The sequence below is a fragment of the Caballeronia sp. LZ062 genome (assembly GCF_031450785.1).
GTDB lineage: Bacteria > Pseudomonadota > Gammaproteobacteria > Burkholderiales > Burkholderiaceae > Caballeronia.
On the sequence record NZ_JARTWB010000001.1, the window covers coordinates 1137069 to 1158246 of the forward strand.

The following is a 21178-nucleotide window of genomic DNA, read 5'->3' on the forward strand; positions in this document are numbered from 1 at the left end:
GGGCGGGGATACCCGTAAAAAGAGGTTCGGGCGGCGCCTCAGAAGCGCCGGATCGGGTCTTTGTCGGGCGGTGCGTCGGGATGCTGCGGCTCATCCGGACGATGCCCCGGCGAAGGCGGCGTGAGCGGATCGGCTTCCGGGTCGCGGTTCGGATCTGCGATCGGGTCCGGAACGGGCGTGGTCTGCAGGTCGAATTTCATTGTGGTCCCCGAATAAATGTCACAGAGCATCGTGTACGGCGGGCATATGCAACGTGAACGGACGGCCTGGATGCGCGTTTTCGACATCGGACAACTCGGCGCGGGCGCGGCGCGTGATCGCGTCGCTGCCGACGCCGTCCGGCTGCTCCGCCAGCACGATATGCGGCGTGCCCAGCGCGCGAGCGACGGCCACCGGCGAGGGCGCGGCGGCATCGTCGGAGAGAAGCAGTTGCGCATCGGCGATCAGACGCGGCAGCGTGCGCGGCCCGACCGCGCCCGCCAGAAAGAGCGCCGCCGTCTGCATGGCGCCGAGCACGCCGGCGGTACGCTCGGGATCGGGCGCGTCGCCGACGATGGCGATTTGCCAGCCATCGGCCGCGAGTTCGTCGGCGACATGGGCGTATTGCTCGGCGGCCCACGCGGGCGTGGAGTGGTGGCTACCCGGATGAATCAGCACGAGCCGCTCGCGTTCGATGCCATGAAACGCGACGAGTTCGTCGTATTGCGCGTCCGACATGTCGCCGGACGGCGCGCGCGGCGCGGCGCTGGGTGTGTCGGGAATGAGCGCGAGATCCGGTGAGAGCACGTCCGTCAGCTGGGAAAAGGGATGGGCTCGCATTCTGACTCCTGCAATTGGCGTGGCCGCGTGGGCGGATGCTGGAGTCGTGCAGCACGTCCCATGCCCAGATGACCGTACGTCGTAGCACAGACCCAACGTAAAACCGCCGCTTCGCGTCAGCGGAAGCGGCGGTTTGCGGCATGCAGCCGAAGCGCGGAGGCGCTTACGTCTCGGAATGGCCGTCGTCGGCGGGCAGTGTCTTCGGCGTGAAGGCGTCGGCGCGGCGCCGGATGCCGTCGATTTCGCCGGTCACGAAAGTGCGATTGTCGGCGGCCAGCGCCTGCTGATACGACGCGCCTTCCGGCACGCGATGCAAAAGCGCGCGCAATTCGCCTTGCGTCGTCTGCTCGACCGGCTCGTAATCGTAGAGGCCGAGCATGAGTTCTGCGCGCTCGTGCAGCAGGAACAGGCACGACGCGAAGGTCGCGACGGCCAGCACTTCCTGCACGCCGAAGCGAATTTCGCGCAGCAGCGGCGAAAACGGCAGCCACGCGACGAGCGCCGCGCCGACGAGCGCCAGCGCGAAGGTCGCATTGAGCAGCCAGCCGGCGCGGGCGACGATGCGCTCGCGTTCGGTCGACAACTGCCGCGCCGACTTCGGCACGAGCGCGGCCACGGAGAGTTGGTGCTGAAGGGCGTCGAGCGGGAGAGCGGCCATGGAAGCGTCTTGGAAAAGCGCCAGAGCGGCGCGACACCCGTATAACGCGCGCCTTACAGGACCGTTGACGATGCTTTCGTCTTGTTGCGCTCTGTTTCCGCTTGTTGCAATTGCCAGTGAGACGGGGCCGCGTTCAAGGAAGCAGAAATCGCCGGAAGCCGTTGCGGGCCGTTCCCGTCAGCCTTGCTGCAAATCGCCCGGCTGATCGACGTCGCGCAGCACGTTCGGATCGTCGACTTCCACCAGAAGCGGCGCCGCTGTCGAGAAAATCGCGCGCGCCCCGGCGTCGCCGTCGAGCGCGGCGAGCGTCGCGCGATGCGCCATGCCGAATCCCGCCGGATGCCCGCGCTGGCCGCGATACGACGGCGCGACGAGCGGCGCGCCCGCATCGACCCGGCGCGCGACGGCTTCGATGGTCGCGGGCTCGATCCACGGCATGTCGCCGAGCGCGACGATCCATCCTTCGGCCTCGGAGGTCGCGCGCACGGCGGCCGCCAGCGTCGCGCCCATGCCGCGCGCGGCGTCCGCGCTGAAGATCACGTCGCAGCCGGCTTCGTTCAGCACGTCCGCGAGTTTTTCCGCGCCGGGCCGCACGACCGCGATCACTTCGGGTACGACCGAAAGCAGCCGCCGCGCGGACTGGAACACGACCGGCGTGCCGCCGGGCAATGTTGCGAGCAGCTTGTTGTGCAGACCGGAAGGATCGAAGCGGGTGCCGAGACCCGCAGCCAGCAGGATGCCGGTCGCATTCGACGAATAGGTCATCGCGCGGCTCGTGGGGAGAGGAACGTCGATTGTGCAGCGCGTCGAGAAGCGGGGCAAGCGCGAACAGAAGCCGCGCCCGCCCCGCATCGAACGTTCAGGCGGTGCGCGGCATCACCTTGTCGAGCGTGATCGGCAGATCCCGCACGCGCACGCCCGTCGCGTGATACACGGCACTGCCGAGCGCGCCGGCCACGCCCGTGATGCCGATCTCGCCGATTCCGCGCACGCCAAGCGGATTGATGAGCGGATCCGGCTTGCCGATGAAGGCAATGTCGATCTGCCCGATGTCCGCGTTCACCGGCACGTGGTACTCGGCGAGATTGGCGTTGGTGTAGCGGCCATAGCGCGGGTCCAGATCGCTGCGTTCCATCAGCGCCGAGCCGACGCCCCACACAATGCCGCCCATCAGCTGGCTATGCGCGGTCTTTTCGTTGAGCAGGTTGCCGACGTCGTACACGCCGACGATGCGCGGCACGCGAATCGTGCCGAGGTCCGCATCGACATGCACTTCCGCAAACACCGCGCCGAACGAGTGGAACGCGTACTCCTTCTTCTCGTCGCCGGGTTTCGTGGTCGCGACCGCTTCGATCGGCTTGCCGCCGTTGCGCGCGATCACAGCCGCCGCCGGATCGCGCTTGTCCGGATTCGAGCGGCTCACAACCCAGCCGTTGGCCACGGTCACGTCCTCGCGCGCCAATCCTGCGACGGGCGAGCCGCGGTCGGCAATCGCCATAGCGATGAGTTGATCGCGCGCCTGTCTCGACGCCGCCTGCACCGCCGGCGACACGCTCGCGACCGACTGCGAGCCGCCCGAGCCGGGCGCTTTCGGCAGCGACGAATCGCCGAGCGCGAAATTGACGTAGTCGGGCGGAAAGCCGAGCGCGTCCGCCGCCACTTGCGTCATCACGGTGTACGTGCCGGTGCCGAGGTCCTGCGTGCCGGCGGCGACCATCGCGGTGCCGTCGGGCAGAATGCGCGCAATCGCCGACGACTCGCTGCGATTGGCCGGATATGTCGCCGTCGCCATGCCCCAGCCGATGAGCGTGTTGCCTTCCCGCATCGACCGCGGCGCGGCGCGGCGCTTCGACCAGCCGAACTTCTCGGCGCCTTCCTGATAGCACTCCATCAGCGCCTTGCTCGACCACGGCTTTTTCTCCTGCGGCTCCATGTTCGCGTAATTTTTGATGCGAAACGCGAGCGGGTCCATCGCGAGCTGATACGCCATTTCATCCATCGCGGTTTCGAGCGCGAAGGAGCCGCTCGTCTCGCCCGGCGCGCGCATGAAGGTCGGCGTGCCGACATCGAGCTTCACGAGCTTGTGCGATGTCGCCAGATTCGGCACCGCGTACGACATGCGCGTGACGATGGCCGAGCTTTCGGTCCAGTCCTCGAACGTCGACGTGGTGGAGATCACGTCGTGGCGCATGCCGGTCATCGTGCCGTCCTCGCGCGCGCTCACCGCGATGCGCTGCTCGGTGAACGGCCGGTTGCCGACCATGCCGAACATCTGCGTGCGGTCGAGCACGAGCTTGACGGGCCGCCCCGTCTGCTTCGCGGCCATTGCCGCCAGCACGACGTGCGACCACACCGAGCCCTTGCAGCCGAAGCCGCCGCCGACGAAAGGGCAGATCACGCGCACGTCGTCCTCCGGAATGCCGAAGAACTTCGCGACCGAACTCCGCGCGCCGGAAACACCCTGCGTCGTGTCGTAGAGCGTGAGTTTCGGGCCGTCCCAGCGTGCCAGCGTCGCGTGCGGCTCCATCGGATTGTGATGCTCGTTGGGCGTCGTATAGACCGCGTTCAGGCGCGTCGGGCCCTGGCGCAGGCCGGCGTCCACGTCACCGCGCTGGGTCGTGATCGCGCGGCCCATCATCTTTTGCGGCTGATACGCGCTGGGCCGCGCGCGATCGAAATCCGCGTTCGGCGTGGCGGCCTCATAGCGGATATCGACAAATCGCGCCGCGCCTTGCGCGTGCTCCAGCGTATCCGCGACGACAACCGCCACCGGCTCGTTGCTGTAGCGCACCTCGTTGTTCTGCAGAAGCGACAGGCCGCGAATCGCTGGCGGCTGCGCGTCGGGCACGCCGCTGTGCGGCAGGCGCATCGCGTTGCCATGCGTCATCACGAAGAGCACGCCGGGCATCGACTGGGCGCGGCTCGCATCGATCGACGCAATGCGGCCTTTCGCCACCGTGCTCGTGATGAGCACCGCGTGCGCGAGCTTGGCCTCGCTGTTGTCGCCGCAATAACGCGCCTGGCCCGTGACCTTCAGCACGCCGTCCGTGCGATCCATCGGTTGACCGACGACACTCATGCGACACCTCCTGCCATGTTTGCTGCCTGTTGGACGGCGCGTACGATCGCCCGCTGCGCGAGCGTCACCTTGAATGCGTTGTCGCGGCGCGGCTGCGCGCCCTGCACCGCGAGCGCGGCGGCGCTTTGCAGCGTCGCGGCATCGAGCGTCTTGCCGACGAGCGCCGCCTCCGTCGCATTCGCGCGCCACGGCTTGTGCGCGACGCCGCCGAGCGCGATGCGCGCGGTCCTGACCGTGTTGCCGTCCATCTGCAACGCGGCGGCGACCGAGACGAGCGCGAATGCATAACTCGCCCGGTCGCGGATCTTCAGATACTTCGAATGGCCGGCGAAGAGCGGCGGCGGCAGATCGACGGCGGTGATCAGCTCGCCCGGTGCGAGCGTCGTATCGAGATCGGGCCGGTCGCCCGGCAGCCGATGGAATTCCGCGAACGGGATCGTCCGCTCGCCGTGCGGACCGGTCACGCGCACGACGGCATCGAGCGCGGCGAGCGCGACGCTCATGTCCGACGGATTCGTCGCGATGCACTGATTGCTCGCGCCGAGAATCGCGTGAATGCGCGTGTTGCCGTCGAGCGCGGCGCACCCGGTGCCCGGCGTACGCTTGTTGCACTGGGGGAAGCCCGTGTCGTAGAAGTAATAGCAGCGCGTGCGCTGCATCAGATTGCCGCCGACAGTCGCCATGTTGCGCAATTGCGCCGATGCGCCCGCGAGAAACGCCTGCGAGAGCAGCGGATACCGCTCGCGCACCCATGTGTGATTGGCGGCGTCGCTGTTGCGTACGAGCGCGCCGATGCGCAGGCCGCCGTCCGGCAACGGCGTGATGCCGCCGAGACCGTCGATATGCGTGATATCGACGAGCCGCGCGGGGCGCGCCACGCCGTTCTTCATGAGATCCAGCAGGTTGGTGCCGCCGCCGATGAACACCGTGCCCGGCTGCCCGCCCGCCTGCACCGCCGAGCCAATGTCGGCGGCGCGCTGATAGGAGATCGCGTCCATGTCGTCTCCTTAACCGCGCGTCGAAGCGACGGTTTTCACCGCCGCGACGATGTTCGGATACGCGCCGCAGCGGCAGATGTTGCCGCTCATGCGCTCGCGGATTTCGTCGTCGGAGAGTTGCGGCGGGCGAAAGCGCACGTCGGCGGTGGCGGCGCTCGCGTCGCCGTTCCTGTATTCGTCGATGAGCGCCGTCGCCGAGCACAACTGGCCCGGCGTGCAGTAGCCGCACTGGAACGCGTCCTTCTCGATGAACGCCTGTTGCAGCGGGCTCAAGCTGTCGGCGGCGGGCGCGAGACCTTCGACGGTCGTCACGCTTTCGCCCTCGTGCATGACGGCGAGCGTCAGACACGAGTTGATGCGCCTGCCGCCGACGATGACCGTGCACGCGCCGCACTGGCCGCGGTCGCAGCCTTTTTTCGTGCCGGTGAGGCCCGCGTATTCGCGCAACGCATCGAGGAGCGTCGTGCGCGCTTCGACCTGAAGTTCGTAAGGATGGCCGTTGATGGTGAGCTTGACCGGCATCACCGGCGCGGCGGAAGGCGGCATCGGCGTCGATGCCTGCGCGTCCGCTTGCTGCGCGCCTGCTTGCTGCGCGTGCGCAAGCGGCGTCGCGCTGACGGCCGCCGCCGCTGCGGCCGATTGGAGAAAGCGCCGGCGCGACGGCTTTTGTGCCGCGTCGTCGACGTGTTGTGAAGGCCTATTGACTGGGGACATGGCGAAAGAAGGCTCCTCGCTCGTTCGGAAGGGCGCCGTCCGGCTCGGGTCTCCGTGGGCTTTTCGCTCGCGACCGACGCGACTTTCGGTCGATGAGCGCCAGTGCCCGGGTCCGCGCGGCGTAAGGTGTCTGCGAGCCGGAACGCCGTCGGCTGTAAGGCGACCGAACGTTCGACAATTCGCGACCGCATGTCCATGCAAGTCGGGTGCCACGCGCCGCCGGGCGGGCGTCCTACAGCGAGCCTGCGAAACGGAGCATGTAAATCCTGCATGCGTAAGTAAAAGCGCGTTCGCTTCGAATCCCGATTGTTTCGGCAATTGTCAGGAAGAAGCCGCACTTTGTGACGTTTCCCGTGCGGCGCACGTCGCACAATCGCACTCAGTCCTTTTGCATGTGTCGTCCATGACAACTGACGCCGACCGCTATCAGTGCGCCGTTTCACACTATTCGAACGCCCGCTTCGCCGATGCGCTGCAGACGCTCGCGCCCATGCTTGCGCGCCGTCCCGCTGACGTCGATGTGCTGAATCTCGCGGCGATATGCGCGTTCCGTGCGGATCGGCAGGAACTGGCCGAAGCCTATTGGCGTCGCGCGATGGAAGAGCATCCCGGCAACGCGGGATCGTGCAGCAATCTCGCCAACGCATTGACGGCGCGCGGGCGCCTGACCGACGCGCGGACGCTGTATCGCCGGGCGATAGAACTGTGGCCGGCGTTCGTGGAGGCGCATTACAACCTGGCCAACGTGCTGGAGAAGCTCGGTCATGCGGAAGAGGCCGAAGCGTCGTACCGGCAGGCGCTGCGCCTGAAACCGGATTTCGCGGACGCCCACTACAACCTCGCCAACCTGCTGGCCCTCGCGCGCCGCTTGCCGGAAGCCGAAGCTGCGTACCGGCAGGCGCTTGCCGCGCGGCCCCGTTACGCGGAAGCGCACAACAATCTCGGCAATCTGCTGAAAGACGCTGGCCGGCTCGATGAGGCCGTGGCGCAGCTTCGCCAGGCCGTCGCGGCGCGCCCGGACTGGGCCGACGCGCTTTTCAATCTCGGCAACGCGCTAAAAGCACGCGGATCGCTCGGGGATGCACGGCTCGCATATCGGCAGGCCGTCACGCTGCGTCCGGACTTCGCCGGCGCGCTGACCAACCTCGGCGGCGTGCTGGATGCGCTCGGGTGCCTGACGGACGCCGAAGACGCGTATCGGCGGGTGCTGGAGATCGAGCCGTATTCGGCGGACGCGCATTGCAATCTGGCGAATCTAATCCATCGCGATGTCGCGCTCGGACGCCGCGAGCGGTTCGCGGAAGCGGAAGCGTCGTATCGCCGCGCGCTCGCGCTTCGGCCGGAATTCGGTGCCGCGTTGATGAATCTCGGCAATCTGCTCCGAGAGGACGGTGCGCGTCTTGCCGAGGCGCAGGCGCTTTTTCGCGAAGTGCTGCGCGTCGATCCCGAATCCGCCGATGCGAGGCTGAACCTCGCAACGGCGCTTCTTCGCGCGGGCGACTTCGCACTAGGCTGGGCGGGCTTCGAAGCGCGCTACGACGCGCGTTTGTCGCAGCGTTCCGTTGTCCCGCCGGGAGTGGCGTATCCGCAATGGCGCGGTGAACCGCTCGCGAGCAAGTCGCTTCTCGTGGTCACGGAGCAGGGCTTCGGCGACAGCATTCAGTTCATTCGCTATCTGCCGATGCTGACGGCACAAGGCGCGGCGAAGCTGACGGTGGTATGCCCGCCGGCGCTCGTCGCGCTGCTCGAATCGGTCGATGGCATCACGCAATGCGTCCCGCTCGATGCGCTCGCCGCGCTGCCGCCGCACGACTACTGGTGCTTCCTGATGAGCCTGCCCGCGCTCGCCGGCACGACGCTCGACACCATCCCGTACGCGACGCCTTATCTGCACGCGAGCGCATCGCGCATCGACTATTGGCGGAGCCGCTTGCCGGATATGCCGAAGGTGGGCATCGCGTGGTCCGGCGAGCCGCGCCCGTGGACGCCCGATTCATACGGCGCATTCAGCCGCCGCTGGCTCGATGCGCGTCAGTGCGAGCCGCTTCTTGCCACGCCCGGCGTGACGTTCGTGAGCCTGCAGAAAGGCCCGATGGCGCGCGCCCAGATCGGCACGCTGCCCGAACCGCTGCGCCCGCTCGACCCGATGAACGAGGTCGCCGACTTCGCCGAGACGGCCGCGATCATCGCGTCGCTGGATCTCGTGATTTCGGTGGATACGGCGGTCGCGCATCTGGCCGGCGCGCTCGGCAAGCCGGTGTGGATACTGCTGTGCGCGAACGCCTGCTGGCGCTGGCTCGACGCCCGCGACGACTCGCCGTGGTATCCAAGCGCGCGGCTTTTCCGCCAGCGCGCGCCCGGTCAGTGGGTCGAGGTGATCGAGCGCGTCGTCGATGCGTTGAACGCATGGCGCTCGGAACGCGTCATGCCTCGCTCTCCATGATGCGGTCGATCCACCGCGCGTTCTCGCCCGCCGATCCGATGCCTGCATGCTTCGCCATCGGCACGAAGAAATGCGTGGCGATCGGCAGCTTCGAGCTTTCGAGCCAGTTCGTCAGATGCGCTTCGAGACGCTTCGCGGGCGCGCGCAGTTCCTCGCGCAAAACCGGCGGCAGCTTCTCGAAGTGACGCATGTCCGTCTGATACGGCTCGGGCGCGACGCACAGCGCGTTCGGGCGGCCGTCGACATCGGCGGGAAGACGCTCCAGCGCCTGATGCAGCAGCGCGACGCCCAGCCCTTCGCCGCGCCAGGGCTTGCGCACTTCCCATTTGCTGATGTAGATCACGCGGTGCGTGCTGAAGACTTCGCACAGACGCTCGTGTCCGAGCGCCTCGGTCGATGCCAGCGCGAGCGAAAGCATTTCGCCCGAATAGGTGTCGAGCGTATAGACGAGATCGGCGCTCTTCGTGAGCGGCGGCACCTTCACGAGCTTCAGTTCGACCGCCGCCGCGACGATATCGCTGCCCGCCTCGTGGTACACGGCGAACGCGGTGCCGAGCCGCTCGTCGTCGACTTGCGGATACTCGTGGCGGTAAGTCATCGTGAAGAGCAGCGGGCCGATCTTCTCGCGATACGCGAGCGGCCGGTCCACGTCGTAGTCGTCGGTGCCTTGCAGGCCGTAAGGGTCGTAGTCGCGCTTCTGGCGGCGCTCGCCGCTTTCCATCGCCGAAGCGAGCGCGGCAAGCGGCCGGCGCGATTCCGGCACCAGATCTTCCGGCAAGCCTTCCCACGAAAGACGCAGGAACTCGCGTCCGCCACGGTAATGCGCCTCGAAGAGCGACGCGACCGGATCGCTCGCGACCGGATCGAGAATGCGCTGCGCGCACTCGAGCGCGCGGTCGAGCAACTGATCGGCTTCGGCGGGATCGGGCGCGAGCGGCGGCTCGTCGGCCTGCGGCTGGGCGGGCAGCCCTTGCGCCACGCGCGCCTTGTGCGCCAAGTCCAGCCACTCGTCGGCGGCGCGCTCCGCGATGAAACCGGCGGCGATCCGATAGCCCGTCAGCACGACGGACTGGCCGGTATCGCCGAGCGGAAACACGTACTCGTCCGACATGGCTTCGTCGACCGTGACGGACGCGAACGTCTCGCGTGGCAGCGGCGCGTTGGCCGCCGAGTCGAAGCGGGCGTGGGACAGGACATGCGCGGCGAGGTCGGACGCGGCGGGACCGAATTCCGAACCCGGCCCGGGAAGCAGCTTCAGAAGAGGTAAGGCGGTCGCATTGCCGAGGGTGCCCGATGTGCTCATGAGTGCCGTTCTCCGATCGTGAACGGCTATCGTAACAAACCGTGCCAATTCAGGAGAGCGGGCGCAGGACGTGCTTCTGGCTCGACAGTTCGACTCGGCTGCGGAGAAACGCGATGAACAGCGACATTCACGAGGGCGGCTGCGCGTGCGGCGCGTTTCGCTTCCGGGCGACGGGCACGCCGCGGCGCGTCGCGCTGTGTCACTGCATGACGTGCCGGCGCGTGCACGGCTCGGCGTTCGGCGCCTACGCGATCTTTGCCCGCGATCAGGTAGAGATGCGCGGCGCACTCAACACGTGGGAAAGCTCGGAAGACGGGCGGCGCCATTTCTGCCCTGTCTGCGGATCGGTGGCGTACATGGAGTTCGTGAGCCGGCCGGAAGTGGATCTGCCGCTCGGCGCGTTCGATGAAACCGGCGTCTTCGAGCCGGCCTACGAGCTCTGGTGCATGCACCGCGAGCCGTGGCTGCCGAGTGGCGCGCGCCCGGAATACGCCGAGGAACGGACGGCATGATCACGCGCCGCCGCTGCTTGCGTCCCGAAAGGTGAGCGCCATGCCGGGACGCGAGGGACGTGAAGGACACATTCGCATCGGCATTTCGGGCTGGCGTTATGCGGGCTGGCGCGGCGTGTTCTATCCGAAGAAGCTCGCGCAGGCGCGCGAACTCGAATTCGCGTCGCGCGCGGTGCAGACCGTCGAGATCAACGGATCGCACTATTCGCTGCAAAGCCTCTCCAGCTGGCGGGCATGGCACGAGGCCACGCCGGAGGGCTTCGTCTTCAGTGTGAAAGGGCCGCGCTATCTCACGCACATGCTGCGTTTTCGCGACGAGACGGCGATTCCCGCCATCGCCAATTTCTTCGCTTCGGGCGTGCTCGCGCTCGACGAGAAACTCGGGCCTTTCCTGTGGCAATTCCCGCCGAATTTCAGCTTCAAGCCGGAATCGTTCGAACGCTTTCTCGAACTCTTGCCGAAGGACACGCACGCCGCCGCGGCGCTCGCCCAGCAGCACGACACGCGCGTGAAGGAGCCGTGGTTCGAGGCGCGGCGCAAGCGCGCGCTGCGCCATGCGATCGAGATTCGCCATCCCAGCTTTTGCACCGATGCCTTCGTGAAACTTCTGCGCAAGCATGGCGCAGCGCTCGTCGTATCGGATTCGGTCGCGGACTGGCCTTATGCCGAAGACCTCACGTCCGACTTCATGTATCTGCGGCTGCATGGCACCGAGACGCTCTACGGCGGCGCCTATTCGGACGACGCGCTCGACGGCTGGACGCGGCGCATCGAGCGCTGGGCGGCGGGCGGGCAGATCGAGGACGCGCGGCTCATATCGACGGCTGCGGCGCGCCGCCGTGCATCGCGGGATGTGTACTGCTACTTCGACAACGACCAGAAGGTGCAAGCGCCTTTCGATGCGCGCCGCCTGATGGAACGCCTCGGCGTGAAGCCTGCAAACGGCGGCTGATCGCGTCGGCAACGGGTCATTTCGTGTCCGAATCGACCGGGACACGAATTGTCCCGCCGGAACTGCATCCTTCACTCAACGGTCCGACAGTTTGCATCGATTGCATTCGCGTCAGGAAAATAAGACGATAAGCGGCGTGCTTCGCGACAGAAAAAGCGGTCAACAAAGCGAAAGCGAAGGCACAGGCGCCGGATGCGCGACAAGCGGCAGGATCGAGAACGTGAAACCTCCAATGCCTACGAGGAGCATCGATACCATGGCGAAGCAACCGGTTAGCGGCAGTGACAAGACTCATCCCGAAGGCGCGAAGTGCGTCGGCGCGTGCGACCTTCAGGAGCAGATCGAAGTGATCGTCATGCTGCGGCGCAAGGACGAAGCGGGCTTTCGCCAGATGATGGCGCGCATCGACGCGGGCGATGCCCCCGCGCAATCCGTCACGCGCGAGGAATTCGACAAGCGTTTCGGCGCATCAGAACACGATGTCGAGAAAATCAGGAAGTTCGCGGCAGACAACGGCTTGACTGTCGTGCGCGCCGAGCCGAGCACGCGCAGCGTCGTGCTGAAGGGCAGCATCGACCAGTTCCAGAAGGCGTTCGACGTGAAGCTCGAACGCTTTCAGCATCACAACATCGGCGAGTATCGCGGGCGCAGCGGCCCGGTGAACGTGCCTGACGATATCCACGACGCCGTCACGGCCGTGCTCGGCCTCGACAGCCGGCCGCAGGCGCGTCCGCATTTTCGCTTCCGGCCGCCGTTCAAGCCGGCACGCGGCGTCACGCCGGCGTCGTTTTCGCCCGTGGATCTCGCCGGTCTCTACGACTTTCCGGATGGCGACGGCGCGGGCCAGTGCATCGCCATCATCGAACTCGGCGGCGGCTATCGCGATGCTGATCTGTCCGCGTATTTCTCGAAGCTCGGCGTCAAGTCGCCGAAAGTGGTGTCGGTGAGCGTGGACAACGCGAAGAACGCGCCGACCGGCAACCCGAACGGCCCGGACGGCGAAGTGACGCTCGATATAGAGATTGCAGGAGCGGTCGCGCCGGGCGCGCGCATCGCGGTGTATTTCGCCCCGAACAGCGACGCCGGTTTCGTCGATGCCGTCAACCGCGCGATCCACGACAACACGAATAAGCCGTCCGTGGTGTCGATCAGCTGGGGCGGACCGGAGTCGAACTGGACGTCGCAGTCGATCAACGCGTTCAACGACGTGCTGCAAAGCGCCGCCGCGCTCGGCGTGACCGTGTGCGCGGCGGCGGGCGACAGCGGCTCGTCGGACGGCGTGGGCGACGGCACGGATCACGTCGATTTCCCGGCATCGAGCCCGTATGTGCTCGGTTGCGGCGGCACGAGCCTTTCGGCGTCGGCGCAGTCGATCACGCACGAAGTGGTGTGGAACGACGGCGATCAGGGCGGCTCGGGTGGCGGCGGCGTCAGCGCGGTTTTCGCGCTGCCCGCGTGGCAGAAGGGCTTGAGCGTGGCGCACACGGGCGGCAAGCACACGCCGCTGTCGAAGCGCGGCGTGCCCGACGTGGCCGGCGACGCCTCGCCGCAGACCGGCTACGAAGTCGTGATCGACGGCGAGGAAACGGTCGTCGGCGGCACAAGCGCGGTGGCGCCGCTGTGGGCCGCGCTGATCGCGCGCAGCAACGCGATCAACGGTGCGCCGTGCGGCTTCGTCAATCCGAAGCTGTACAAGGCGAAGACCGCGTTTCGTGACATCACGCAGGGCAACAACGGCAGCTTCGCGGCATCGGCGGGATGGGACGCGTGCACGGGCTTGGGCAGCCCCGACGGCGGCAAGATCGCGGCCGCGCTCACGCCCGCGAGCGGCCAGGCAAGGCAGTCGAGCAAGAGTTGAGGGACAACAGTGAACAACAACCACGACGACGATTCTGGAGCGACCACGATGAACTCCGATCCACTGACAACGAAGACGATTCATGGCCACGCCGGCACGGGCATCGCGCCGGACGCAGGCGCTGTCGCGCCCCGGCCGGCCGAGGCGAGCGAGCCTACCGGCGAGGAACGCGCGGCGAAAGCACCGGCCAAAGCGCCCGCGAAGAGCACGGGCAAGAAGGACCAGCCTTACTTCGATCCGGTCGCCTACGGCAACGGCCCCGACGACTCGGTCGAGGCCACCGAAGCCGATGAAAACGCCGCGATCACGCAGCACACGGCGAACATCGGCGGCGAGAAGATCGCGTACACGGCGACCGTCGGCCATCTGGTGACGGTGGATCCGAGCAGTTCGAAGCCGGATGCGAAGATGTTCTACGTCGCGTTCACGAAGGACGGCGCGAAAGAGGAAGCGCGTCCGCTCACGTTCTTCTATAACGGCGGGCCGGGCTCGTCGTCGGTGTTCGTGCTGCTCGGCTCGTTCGGGCCGCGCCGCATCAAGACGGCCATGCCGAGCTTCACGCCGCCCGCGCCGTACGAAATGGAGGACAACCCGGACAGCCTGCTCGACAAGAGCGACCTGATCTTCATCAACCCGGTGGGCACCGGCTATTCGGCGGCGATTGCGCCGAACAAGAACCGCGATTTCTGGGGCGTCGATCAGGACGCCGATTCGATCAAGCAATTCATCAAGCGATATCTGACGAAGAACAACCGCTGGAATTCGCCGAAGTTTCTGTTCGGCGAATCGTACGGCACGGCGCGCAGTTGCGTGCTCGCGTATCGGCTGCACGAAGACGGCGTCGATCTGAACGGCATCACGTTGCAATCGTCGATTCTCGACTACCGGCAGGCGGGCAATCCGGTGGGCGCGCTGCCGACCGCCGCCGCCGATGCGTGGTATCACAAGAAGCTCGGCGTGCATCCGACACCCACTAACTTGCTCAGCTTCATGGAGGAAGTCGCGGAATTCGCGCGCACGGACTACCTGAACGCGCTGCGCAAGTTCCCGCAGACGGACGACGAGGTGGTCGAAAAGCTCGCGGAATACACGGGCATCGACAAGGTGACGCTGCTTGCGTGGAGCCTCGACATCGCCGCCTACGACAGCCGCGGCAACTCGCTGTTCCTGACGACGCTGCTCAAGTCGAAAGGCGAGTCGCTCGGCTCTTACGATGGCCGCGTGACGGCGGTATCGACGGGCATCGCGGGCAAGATCGACCCGAACAGCGGCGGCAACGACCCGACGATGACGGCCGTGAGCGGCGTGTACACGGCCATGTGGAACAGTTACCTGAACGAGCAGTTGAAGTTCACGTCCACGTCGTCGTTCACGGACCTCAACGATCAGGCGTTCATCAACTGGGACTTCAAGCACACGGATCCGACCGGCGAAGAGAAGGGCGTCGATGCGAAGGGCAACGTCGTGCTGTACACGGCGGGCGATCTCGCGGCGGTGATGGCGCTGAACGTGGACCTGAAGGTGCTGTCCGCGAACGGCATGTACGACTTCGTGACGCCGTTCTACCAGACGATTCTCGATCTTCAGCAGATGCCGCTCATCGACAAGACCGTGCGGCAGAATCTCTCGGCGACGTTCTATCCGTCGGGGCACATGGTCTATCTGGATGGCGGTTCGCGCACGCAGTTGAAGGCGGATCTCGCGAAGATGTACAGCGAAGCCACGTCGAACCATGCGGCGATGAGCCGGATCATCGCGCTGCAGAAGGTCACGGCGGACAAGGCGGGGCAGGCGCTTTCGCCCGAAAACGCGCAGTAAGACCGCGCGTGCCGTTGCAGGTTTCGCAACGGCACGCGCGACCGTGTCACCGACCTTTCGGCTGTCCGATTGGCGCGTCTTGCGCTTTCTGACACACTGGCTGCACCGCTCGATTGGGGGTGCAGCTTGTCTCATTCCTCGAGGCCGCAACGCGCGTTGCGCTTATTGCTCGTCGTCGCATGGCTCGTCGCCGGCATGGTGGCCGCCGACCTGCACGCGGCCGCGCGGCTCGTGATCGGCGCGGTGCCGGGCATGGTTGCGCCGCTCGATGTCGCCACGGGCTTGGCCGCGAACGAAGCGCCGCGCGGCGTTTCTGTCGAATTCGCGCAGGCCGTCGCGGAATCGCTCGGCATGGAGCCGCAATGGCGGTGCTATGCGGATCGCGCGGCGCTCATCGAGGCGCTTTCGCGCGGCGAGATCGACATGGCGACCGGCGCGACCGGCGACGATCCCGGCGGCCCGCTCTTGCTCTCGCGACCTTACTTGCCGATCAAGACGGTCATCGTCGAGCCGCTCGCCAAACGCGCGCCGACGCATCGCATCGCGTATGTGCGGACGCAGACCTCGCCAGTGCGGCTCGCGGCCGCGTATCCGTCGATGACGCCCGCCGCGTATCCCGATACCGTGTCGGCGTTGCTCGCGGTATCGCTCGGCCAGGCCGATGCCTTCGCGGGCGACGTCACCGCCGCCGCGTACTCCATCGGGCATTTCGAGTTGCCGGGTCTCGCGGTCACGGGCTTCGCGCCGTTCGATCAGGGCGGCTACAGCTTCGCGTTCGACGCGCGCCGGCCGGGCGGGCAGGCGCTGGCGCAACGGGTCGATGCCGCGCTGGCCAGCCTGCCGCCGCGCTTCATGATCGTGGCCCGCGCGCGCTGGGAAGTGGCGATGACCGCGGTATCGGCGCAGGGCGCGCTGGAACTGACGCCCGAGGAGAAGGCGTGGATCGCGGCGCATCCGGTCGTGTACTACTCCATGCTGTCGCACGCTCCGCCGCTCATGTTCCGCGATGCCTCCGGTCAGCCCGCCGGTCTCGCGCCGGACTTGCTCGCGGCCATTTCGCGCATCACGGGGCTGCGCTTCGAAGGCCGCTTGCGCCGCGACATTGCACGGATAGAGCGCGACGTGAAGACCGGCGAATCTGCGTTCCTGCCGATCAGCGTGCCGCGCGATCCGGACGACCCCGATCTCGTCGCGTCGGTGCCGTTCGGCGAGGGCCTCGTCGCCATCGTGACGCGCACGGGCGCGCCGCCGCTTGCCGATGCAGCGGCGCTCGCAGGCAAGCGCGTCGCGTTGCCGTCCGGGTATCCGGCGGGGCCGTCGTTGAACGAACAGGCGCCGACGGCGCGCATCGTCGACGCGAGTGCAGGCGACGGCCAGCTCGCCGCCGTCGCGAACGGGAAGGCCGACGCGACCGTGCTCGACATGAAGCTCGCCAATTACGCGACCGCCAATCCGTATCGCGGCAGGCTCGCGATCAGCGGCGTGCTGTCGTCGAAGCCGTCCCCGCACGTGTTTCTCGTCGCGCGCAATCAGCCGGTGTTACTCGACATTCTGAATCGCGCGATCACGGCGCTGCCGCCTCACGAACTCGAGGCGATCCGTGCGCGCTGGCAACTGGCCGGGCATCCGGAAACGTTGTGGGAAGAGCGTCGCCCGCGCGTGGAACTCGGCGCGGCGCTGGGCGGCGCGCTCGTGATCGTGCTGGGCGCGTGGGCCGTGTCGCTGCGCGCGCAGATCCGGCGACGCATCGCAGCCGAAAACGCGATGCGCGCGGCCAAAGAGGAAGCCGAGACCGCGAACCGCGCGAAGTCCACGTTTCTCGCCACAATGAGCCACGAAATCCGCACGCCGATGAACGCCGTGCTCGGCCTGCTCGAACTCGAATTGCGCGCGCCCGGCGAGCGCGACGCCACCGCGCGTGCGCTGCTCACGGCGCATCGCGCCGCGCGCGATCTGCTCGGCATGATCGACGATCTGCTCGATGTCGCGAAGATCGAAGCCGAGCGGCTCGTGCTTTCGCCGTCGCCGGTGGAGTTGTTCGCGTGGATCGCGAGCGTCACGGCCATCTACGAGCCGGCGGCGCGGGCGAAGGGCGTCGCGCTCGTCGTCGAGCGGCATGGCGAGCGCGACGGCCCGGCGTGGATCACGGCCGATGCGCAGCGGTTGCGGCAGATCATCGGCAATTTGCTGTCGAACGCGATCAAGTTCACCGATGCAGGCGCGGTCACCCTGTCCTGCGATGTCACGCCGTCTCGCGATGGCGAGCGCGCGGTCACGTTCGTGGTGTCGGACACGGGCGTGGGCATTCCGCCGGAACGGCAGGCGTCGCTTTTCACGCCATTCGTGCAGGCTCACGACGGCGGCGCGCGGCGCTTCGGCGGCACGGGCCTCGGACTCACCATTTGCAAGCGGCTCGTCTCGATGATGGGCGGCAGCATTGCACTATCGAGCACGCCGGGGCGCGGCACGCGCTTCACGGTGCGCCTGGCTTTGCCCGAGGCAAGCGAGCCGATGCAGGCGGACACATCCGCGACGCCCGGGCTCGCGCGTTCGCTGAACGGTTTGCGCGTGCTCGTCGTGGACGATCATCCGGCGAACCGCATGGTGCTCGACGGCCAGATCCGGCTTCTTGGCGGCGCGACGGAACTTGCAGTGGACGGCCGCAGTGCGCTCGTGCGCTGGCGCGACAAGCCGGGCGCGTTCGACGTGATCCTCACCGACTGTTCGATGCCCGAGATGAGCGGCGAGGAACTGGCAGAGGCCATTCGCGCCGACGAGGCCACGCATGAGTTCGGCTCGCGCGCCATGCCTATCGTCGGGCTGACGGCGAATGCGCAGGCCGAGGCGGCCGAGCGGGCCGTCGCGGCGGGAATGACGATGTGTTTGGTGAAGCCCATCGGCCTCGATGCGTTGCGGGACGCGCTGGTGGCGGCGAGCGGGCTGGCGGCCGAGCCAAGGACGAGGGAGCGGCGGGGAACTGCGGCGCGGGAAGCGCACGGGGAGCGCCCGGCGACGTTCGCGGGAAGCGACGAAAGTGGGCAAGGCGGGCAGGCCGTGCGACGTTCGGTCGGCGGGCGATTGGGGCAAGTCGGGCGAATGGAGCAAACCGAGCGAAGCGAGCACGCGGAGCAAGCCGGGCACGCCGATCAAGCCGATCAAGCCGATCAAGCCGATCAAGCCGACCACGCAGCGCAGGCCGCACGAGCTGTTCGAGCTATCCGATCCTTGCCTACGGAGCAGGCAGCGCCACCTTCTCGCACTCAACAAGCTCTCCAAACGGCTCGGACGTCGCAGGCCGTGCGAGCCACACGGACGGCGCAAGCCATACAACCGCCGCCAGCGCTGCAACTGCCTAGCACCGCCCAAACCGCCCAAACCGCCCAAACCGCCCAAACCGCCCAAACCGCCCAAACCGCCCAAACCGCCCAAACCGCCCAAACCGCCCAAACCGCCCAAACCGCCAAAACCGCCAAAACCGCCCAAACCGCCCAAACCGCCCAAACCGCCCAAACCGCCGCAAGAGCCGAAACCGCCGAAACTGCCGTAAGCGCCGTAAGCGCCGTAAGCGCCGTAAGCGCCCTAAGCGCCGAAACCGCCGAAACCGCCCAAACCGCCCAAACCGCCGAAACCGCCGAAACCGCCGAAACCGCCGAAGCCCCGCAGACCAGCAACTTCACCACCACGTCCCCCGCCTTCAACCCCGCCACGCTCGCCACTTTCGGCGATCAGGCGACGACGCTCATCGAAACGCTGAAGTCCGCCAACGCGCAGGACCTCGACGAGGCGCACGCCGCGATGGACGCTTGCGATCACGAACGCCTCCGCGAGATCGCGCATCGGATGAAAGGCGCGGCGGCGGTTATCGGCGCGGCGCGGTTCACCGAGACGTGCGTCGCCCTTCAGCGCGATTGCGACCGCGCCATCGACGAAGATCGCAACGGTGATGACGACGCATCCATCGCCGCATCGTTCGCCGCCTTCGAGCGGGCAGCCCTGACACTCGATGCGGCGCTCGACGCCGCCGTCGCGCGGCCATCGGTCTGACCGACGCGCTTGCGCGCCGCCCGGCGATCGTGTGTTCTAATTGAACCTCCGTTCATCTCGAAAATAGGCGGCCACGCGTTGGCCGCACGATCAGCGTGCGCCAACGAGGCATGAATCGAAGGGACAGATACGCAATCCATCGTCGCTCGCGCCGCTTCGTTTGCGCGATGCAGTGTGCGCTCTTCGCGATGGCCGCGGTGCTCGCCACCAACGCAGCCCGCGCGCAGCAGTCCGACTGGCTGGATCCGCATGTCACGCAAGCCACCATCGTCGATACGATCTGCGTGCCGGGTTATGTCGACCGCGTGTTGCCGTCCTTCGAGACCCAGATGCGACAGAAGGAGCGGCTGCTGAAGCAGCGCAGCATCGACGCGTCGTTCGCGTCGGAATATGCGCTCGACCACCGGATGCCGGTGCTGCTCGGCGGCTCGCCGAATTCGCCCGCGAACCTCGATGTGCGGCGCTGGGAAGGGCGCAGCGGACAGCGTCGCAAGGAGCGGCTCGCGGTGTATCTGAAGCGTTGCGTCTGCACTGGCGACATGACGCTGAGAGCCGCGCAGTCGGCGATGGCGGGTGATTGGCCGAATCTTTATCCGAATCTGTCGAGTATGTCTTGTCAGGGGTTTTGAGCGAACGGATGCGCGGCCGTGCTGCGTCCGGGCAACTGCGCTACGTAGGTGGCACCGGTTTTATGCCGATGCGCGCGTTCCCTGAAGCAGTCGGTCGTGTAAGCCGTCCGTAGTCGAAGCTCAAGCGGATCGTTCAATGCAGCAGGAAGAAAGACACAAGACGCCAATGAGCGCACGAATCATCGGGGTCGCGGCACTCGCCGCATCGGTCGCTTGCACGGCGCAGGCGGGCGCAGGAGCGCCGGTGTCGGCGGCGTCGGGGACGGTGGTCCAGCAGCGCGCCTCACCTGCGCCCGTGCCGCCCGCGCCGCCTCTGGCGCGCAGCGCCAGCGCGCCACAGGCCGCGAGCGCACCGCCCCGCGCGCTCCCCGGGATGCCGGTACCGATAACGCCGCAAGCGGCATCGGCGCCAACGGGCGCATCGGCGGCGAGTGAGGCATCGGCAGCATCGGCCGCTGAAGCCGCATCGGCCGCCTCCGCCTCCGAAGCCGCATCCGAAGCCGCCGCGCCCGAAGTCCCGCTGCCGCCCGAACCGCCCGAACCGAACGTCGCCCAACGCACGGGTTTGCCGGCAACGGGCGCCTACGCGATGCGTCAGACGTTCGCGAAGGAAGTCGACCGCCGTCTCAATGTACCGCTTGCCGATCAGCAGGCGTATGGCCGCCTGCTGCAACACGCGCTCGACGAACACGGCCACGGCGATCTCGCGAACGAATTCGTCGTCCTCGTCGATCGCAGCGAGAACGTGCAGGCGCTTTTCGTCTACTTCCGCGCAAAGCCGGGCGATGCCTGGTCGATGATCGGCGCATCGCCCGTATCGACCGGACGGCCCGGCACATTCGACCACTTCCTGACGCCGCTCGGCGTGTTCCAGCACGTGCCGGGCAACATGGATTTCCGCGCGGAAGGCACGGAGAACGAGTTCAAGATTCGCGGCTACGGCGCGCAAGACATGCGCATCTACGATTTCGGCTGGGCCGATGGCGAACGCGGCTGGGGCAAAGGCGGCGTCTCGCCGATGCGTTTTCAGATGCACGCGACCGACCCCGAGAAACTCGAACCGCTTCTCGGCATGCGGCATTCGAAGGGCTGCGTGCGCATTCCATCGACGTTGAATACGTTCTTCGATCATCACGGCGTGCTCGATGCGCAGTACGAAGCGCGCGCAGCCGAAGGCGAATCCATGTGGGTGCTCAAAGCCACGCGGCAGACGACGCCGTGGGCGGGGCATTATCTCGTCGTCGTCGATAGCGCGCGCAAGGCGCGGCCCGCATGGTCGCCGGGACCGGGCAAAGCGGCGCGAGCGCATACGCCAGCGGGCGCCAATTCCGTGGACTAACGGTGGACTAGC

The 21178-nt window shown here is 67.1% G+C and carries 16 protein-coding genes; 8 read left to right on the forward strand and 8 right to left on the reverse strand.

Annotation, left to right across the window (positions count from 1 at the left end):
- Positions 1–38: 38 nt before the first annotated feature.
- The 7 genes from P9239_RS05235 to P9239_RS05265 form a co-directional block, all read right to left on the reverse strand.
- The gene (locus P9239_RS05235; protein ID WP_244816917.1) at positions 39–200 is read right to left on the reverse strand and encodes a hypothetical protein; all 162 of its coding nucleotides are present in this window, start codon (positions 198–200) and stop codon (positions 39–41) included.
- A gap of 19 nt (positions 201–219) precedes the next feature.
- Positions 220–819, reverse strand: a complete 600-nt coding sequence (locus tag P9239_RS05240) for a glycosyltransferase family 9 protein (RefSeq protein WP_309749411.1) — start codon at positions 817–819, stop codon at positions 220–222.
- A gap of 163 nt (positions 820–982) precedes the next feature.
- The gene (locus P9239_RS05245; RefSeq protein ID WP_309749412.1) at positions 983–1477 is read right to left on the reverse strand and encodes a hypothetical protein; all 495 of its coding nucleotides are present in this window, start codon (positions 1475–1477) and stop codon (positions 983–985) included.
- Between the two features lie 177 nt (positions 1478–1654).
- Positions 1655–2242, reverse strand: a complete 588-nt coding sequence (locus P9239_RS05250; protein WP_309749413.1) for a nucleotidyltransferase family protein — start codon at positions 2240–2242, stop codon at positions 1655–1657.
- Between the two features lie 94 nt (positions 2243–2336).
- Positions 2337–4556, reverse strand: a complete 2220-nt coding sequence (locus P9239_RS05255; protein WP_309749414.1) for a xanthine dehydrogenase family protein molybdopterin-binding subunit — start codon at positions 4554–4556, stop codon at positions 2337–2339.
- On the reverse strand, positions 4553–5554 hold the full coding sequence (locus tag P9239_RS05260) for a xanthine dehydrogenase family protein subunit M (protein WP_309749415.1): 1002 nt from the start codon (positions 5552–5554) through the stop codon (positions 4553–4555). Before P9239_RS05260 ends, P9239_RS05255 begins: the two co-directional genes overlap by 4 nt.
- A gap of 9 nt (positions 5555–5563) precedes the next feature.
- On the reverse strand, positions 5564–6268 hold the full coding sequence (locus P9239_RS05265; protein ID WP_309749416.1) for a 2Fe-2S iron-sulfur cluster-binding protein: 705 nt from the start codon (positions 6266–6268) through the stop codon (positions 5564–5566).
- Between the two features lie 403 nt (positions 6269–6671).
- Here P9239_RS05265 and P9239_RS05270 point away from each other — a divergent pair, with 403 nt between their 5' ends.
- Positions 6672–8711, forward strand: a complete 2040-nt coding sequence (locus P9239_RS05270) for a tetratricopeptide repeat protein (protein WP_309749417.1) — start codon at positions 6672–6674, stop codon at positions 8709–8711.
- Here P9239_RS05270 and P9239_RS05275 read toward each other — a convergent pair.
- Complete coding sequence (locus tag P9239_RS05275) at positions 8692–10014, reverse strand: inositol monophosphatase (protein ID WP_309749418.1); 1323 nt, start codon at positions 10012–10014, stop codon at positions 8692–8694. The two genes, P9239_RS05270 and P9239_RS05275, sit on opposite strands and share 20 nt — an antisense overlap.
- Positions 10015–10127: 113 nt before the next feature.
- Here P9239_RS05275 and P9239_RS05280 point away from each other — a divergent pair, with 113 nt between their 5' ends.
- From P9239_RS05280 to P9239_RS05310, 7 genes are all read left to right on the forward strand, one after another.
- Complete coding sequence (locus P9239_RS05280; protein ID WP_309749419.1) at positions 10128–10526, forward strand: GFA family protein; 399 nt, start codon at positions 10128–10130, stop codon at positions 10524–10526.
- A 40-nt stretch (positions 10527–10566) separates the two neighbouring features.
- Positions 10567–11478 (forward strand): DUF72 domain-containing protein, encoded by a 912-nt coding sequence (locus tag P9239_RS05285; protein ID WP_309749420.1) that lies wholly within the window; start codon positions 10567–10569, stop codon positions 11476–11478.
- 256 nt (positions 11479–11734) lie between these two features.
- A complete protein-coding gene (locus tag P9239_RS05290; RefSeq protein WP_309749421.1) occupies positions 11735–13336 on the forward strand; it encodes a S53 family peptidase in 1602 nt (533 codons plus the stop codon).
- A gap of 48 nt (positions 13337–13384) precedes the next feature.
- Entirely contained in the window at positions 13385–15154 is a 1770-nt protein-coding gene (locus P9239_RS05295) for a S10 family serine carboxypeptidase-like protein (RefSeq protein ID WP_309749422.1), read from the forward strand.
- 126 nt (positions 15155–15280) lie between these two features.
- Positions 15281–19198 carry an ATP-binding protein gene (locus P9239_RS05300; protein ID WP_309749423.1) on the forward strand — a complete coding sequence of 1306 codons (3918 nt, stop codon included), beginning with the start codon at positions 15281–15283 and terminating at the stop codon, positions 19196–19198.
- A 167-nt stretch (positions 19199–19365) separates the two neighbouring features.
- Entirely contained in the window at positions 19366–19827 is a 462-nt protein-coding gene (locus P9239_RS05305; protein ID WP_309749424.1) for a hypothetical protein, read from the forward strand.
- Positions 19828–19993: 166 nt separating this feature from the next.
- Complete coding sequence (locus tag P9239_RS05310; RefSeq protein ID WP_309749425.1) at positions 19994–21166, forward strand: L,D-transpeptidase; 1173 nt, start codon at positions 19994–19996, stop codon at positions 21164–21166.
- Positions 21167–21178 lie beyond the last annotated feature (12 nt).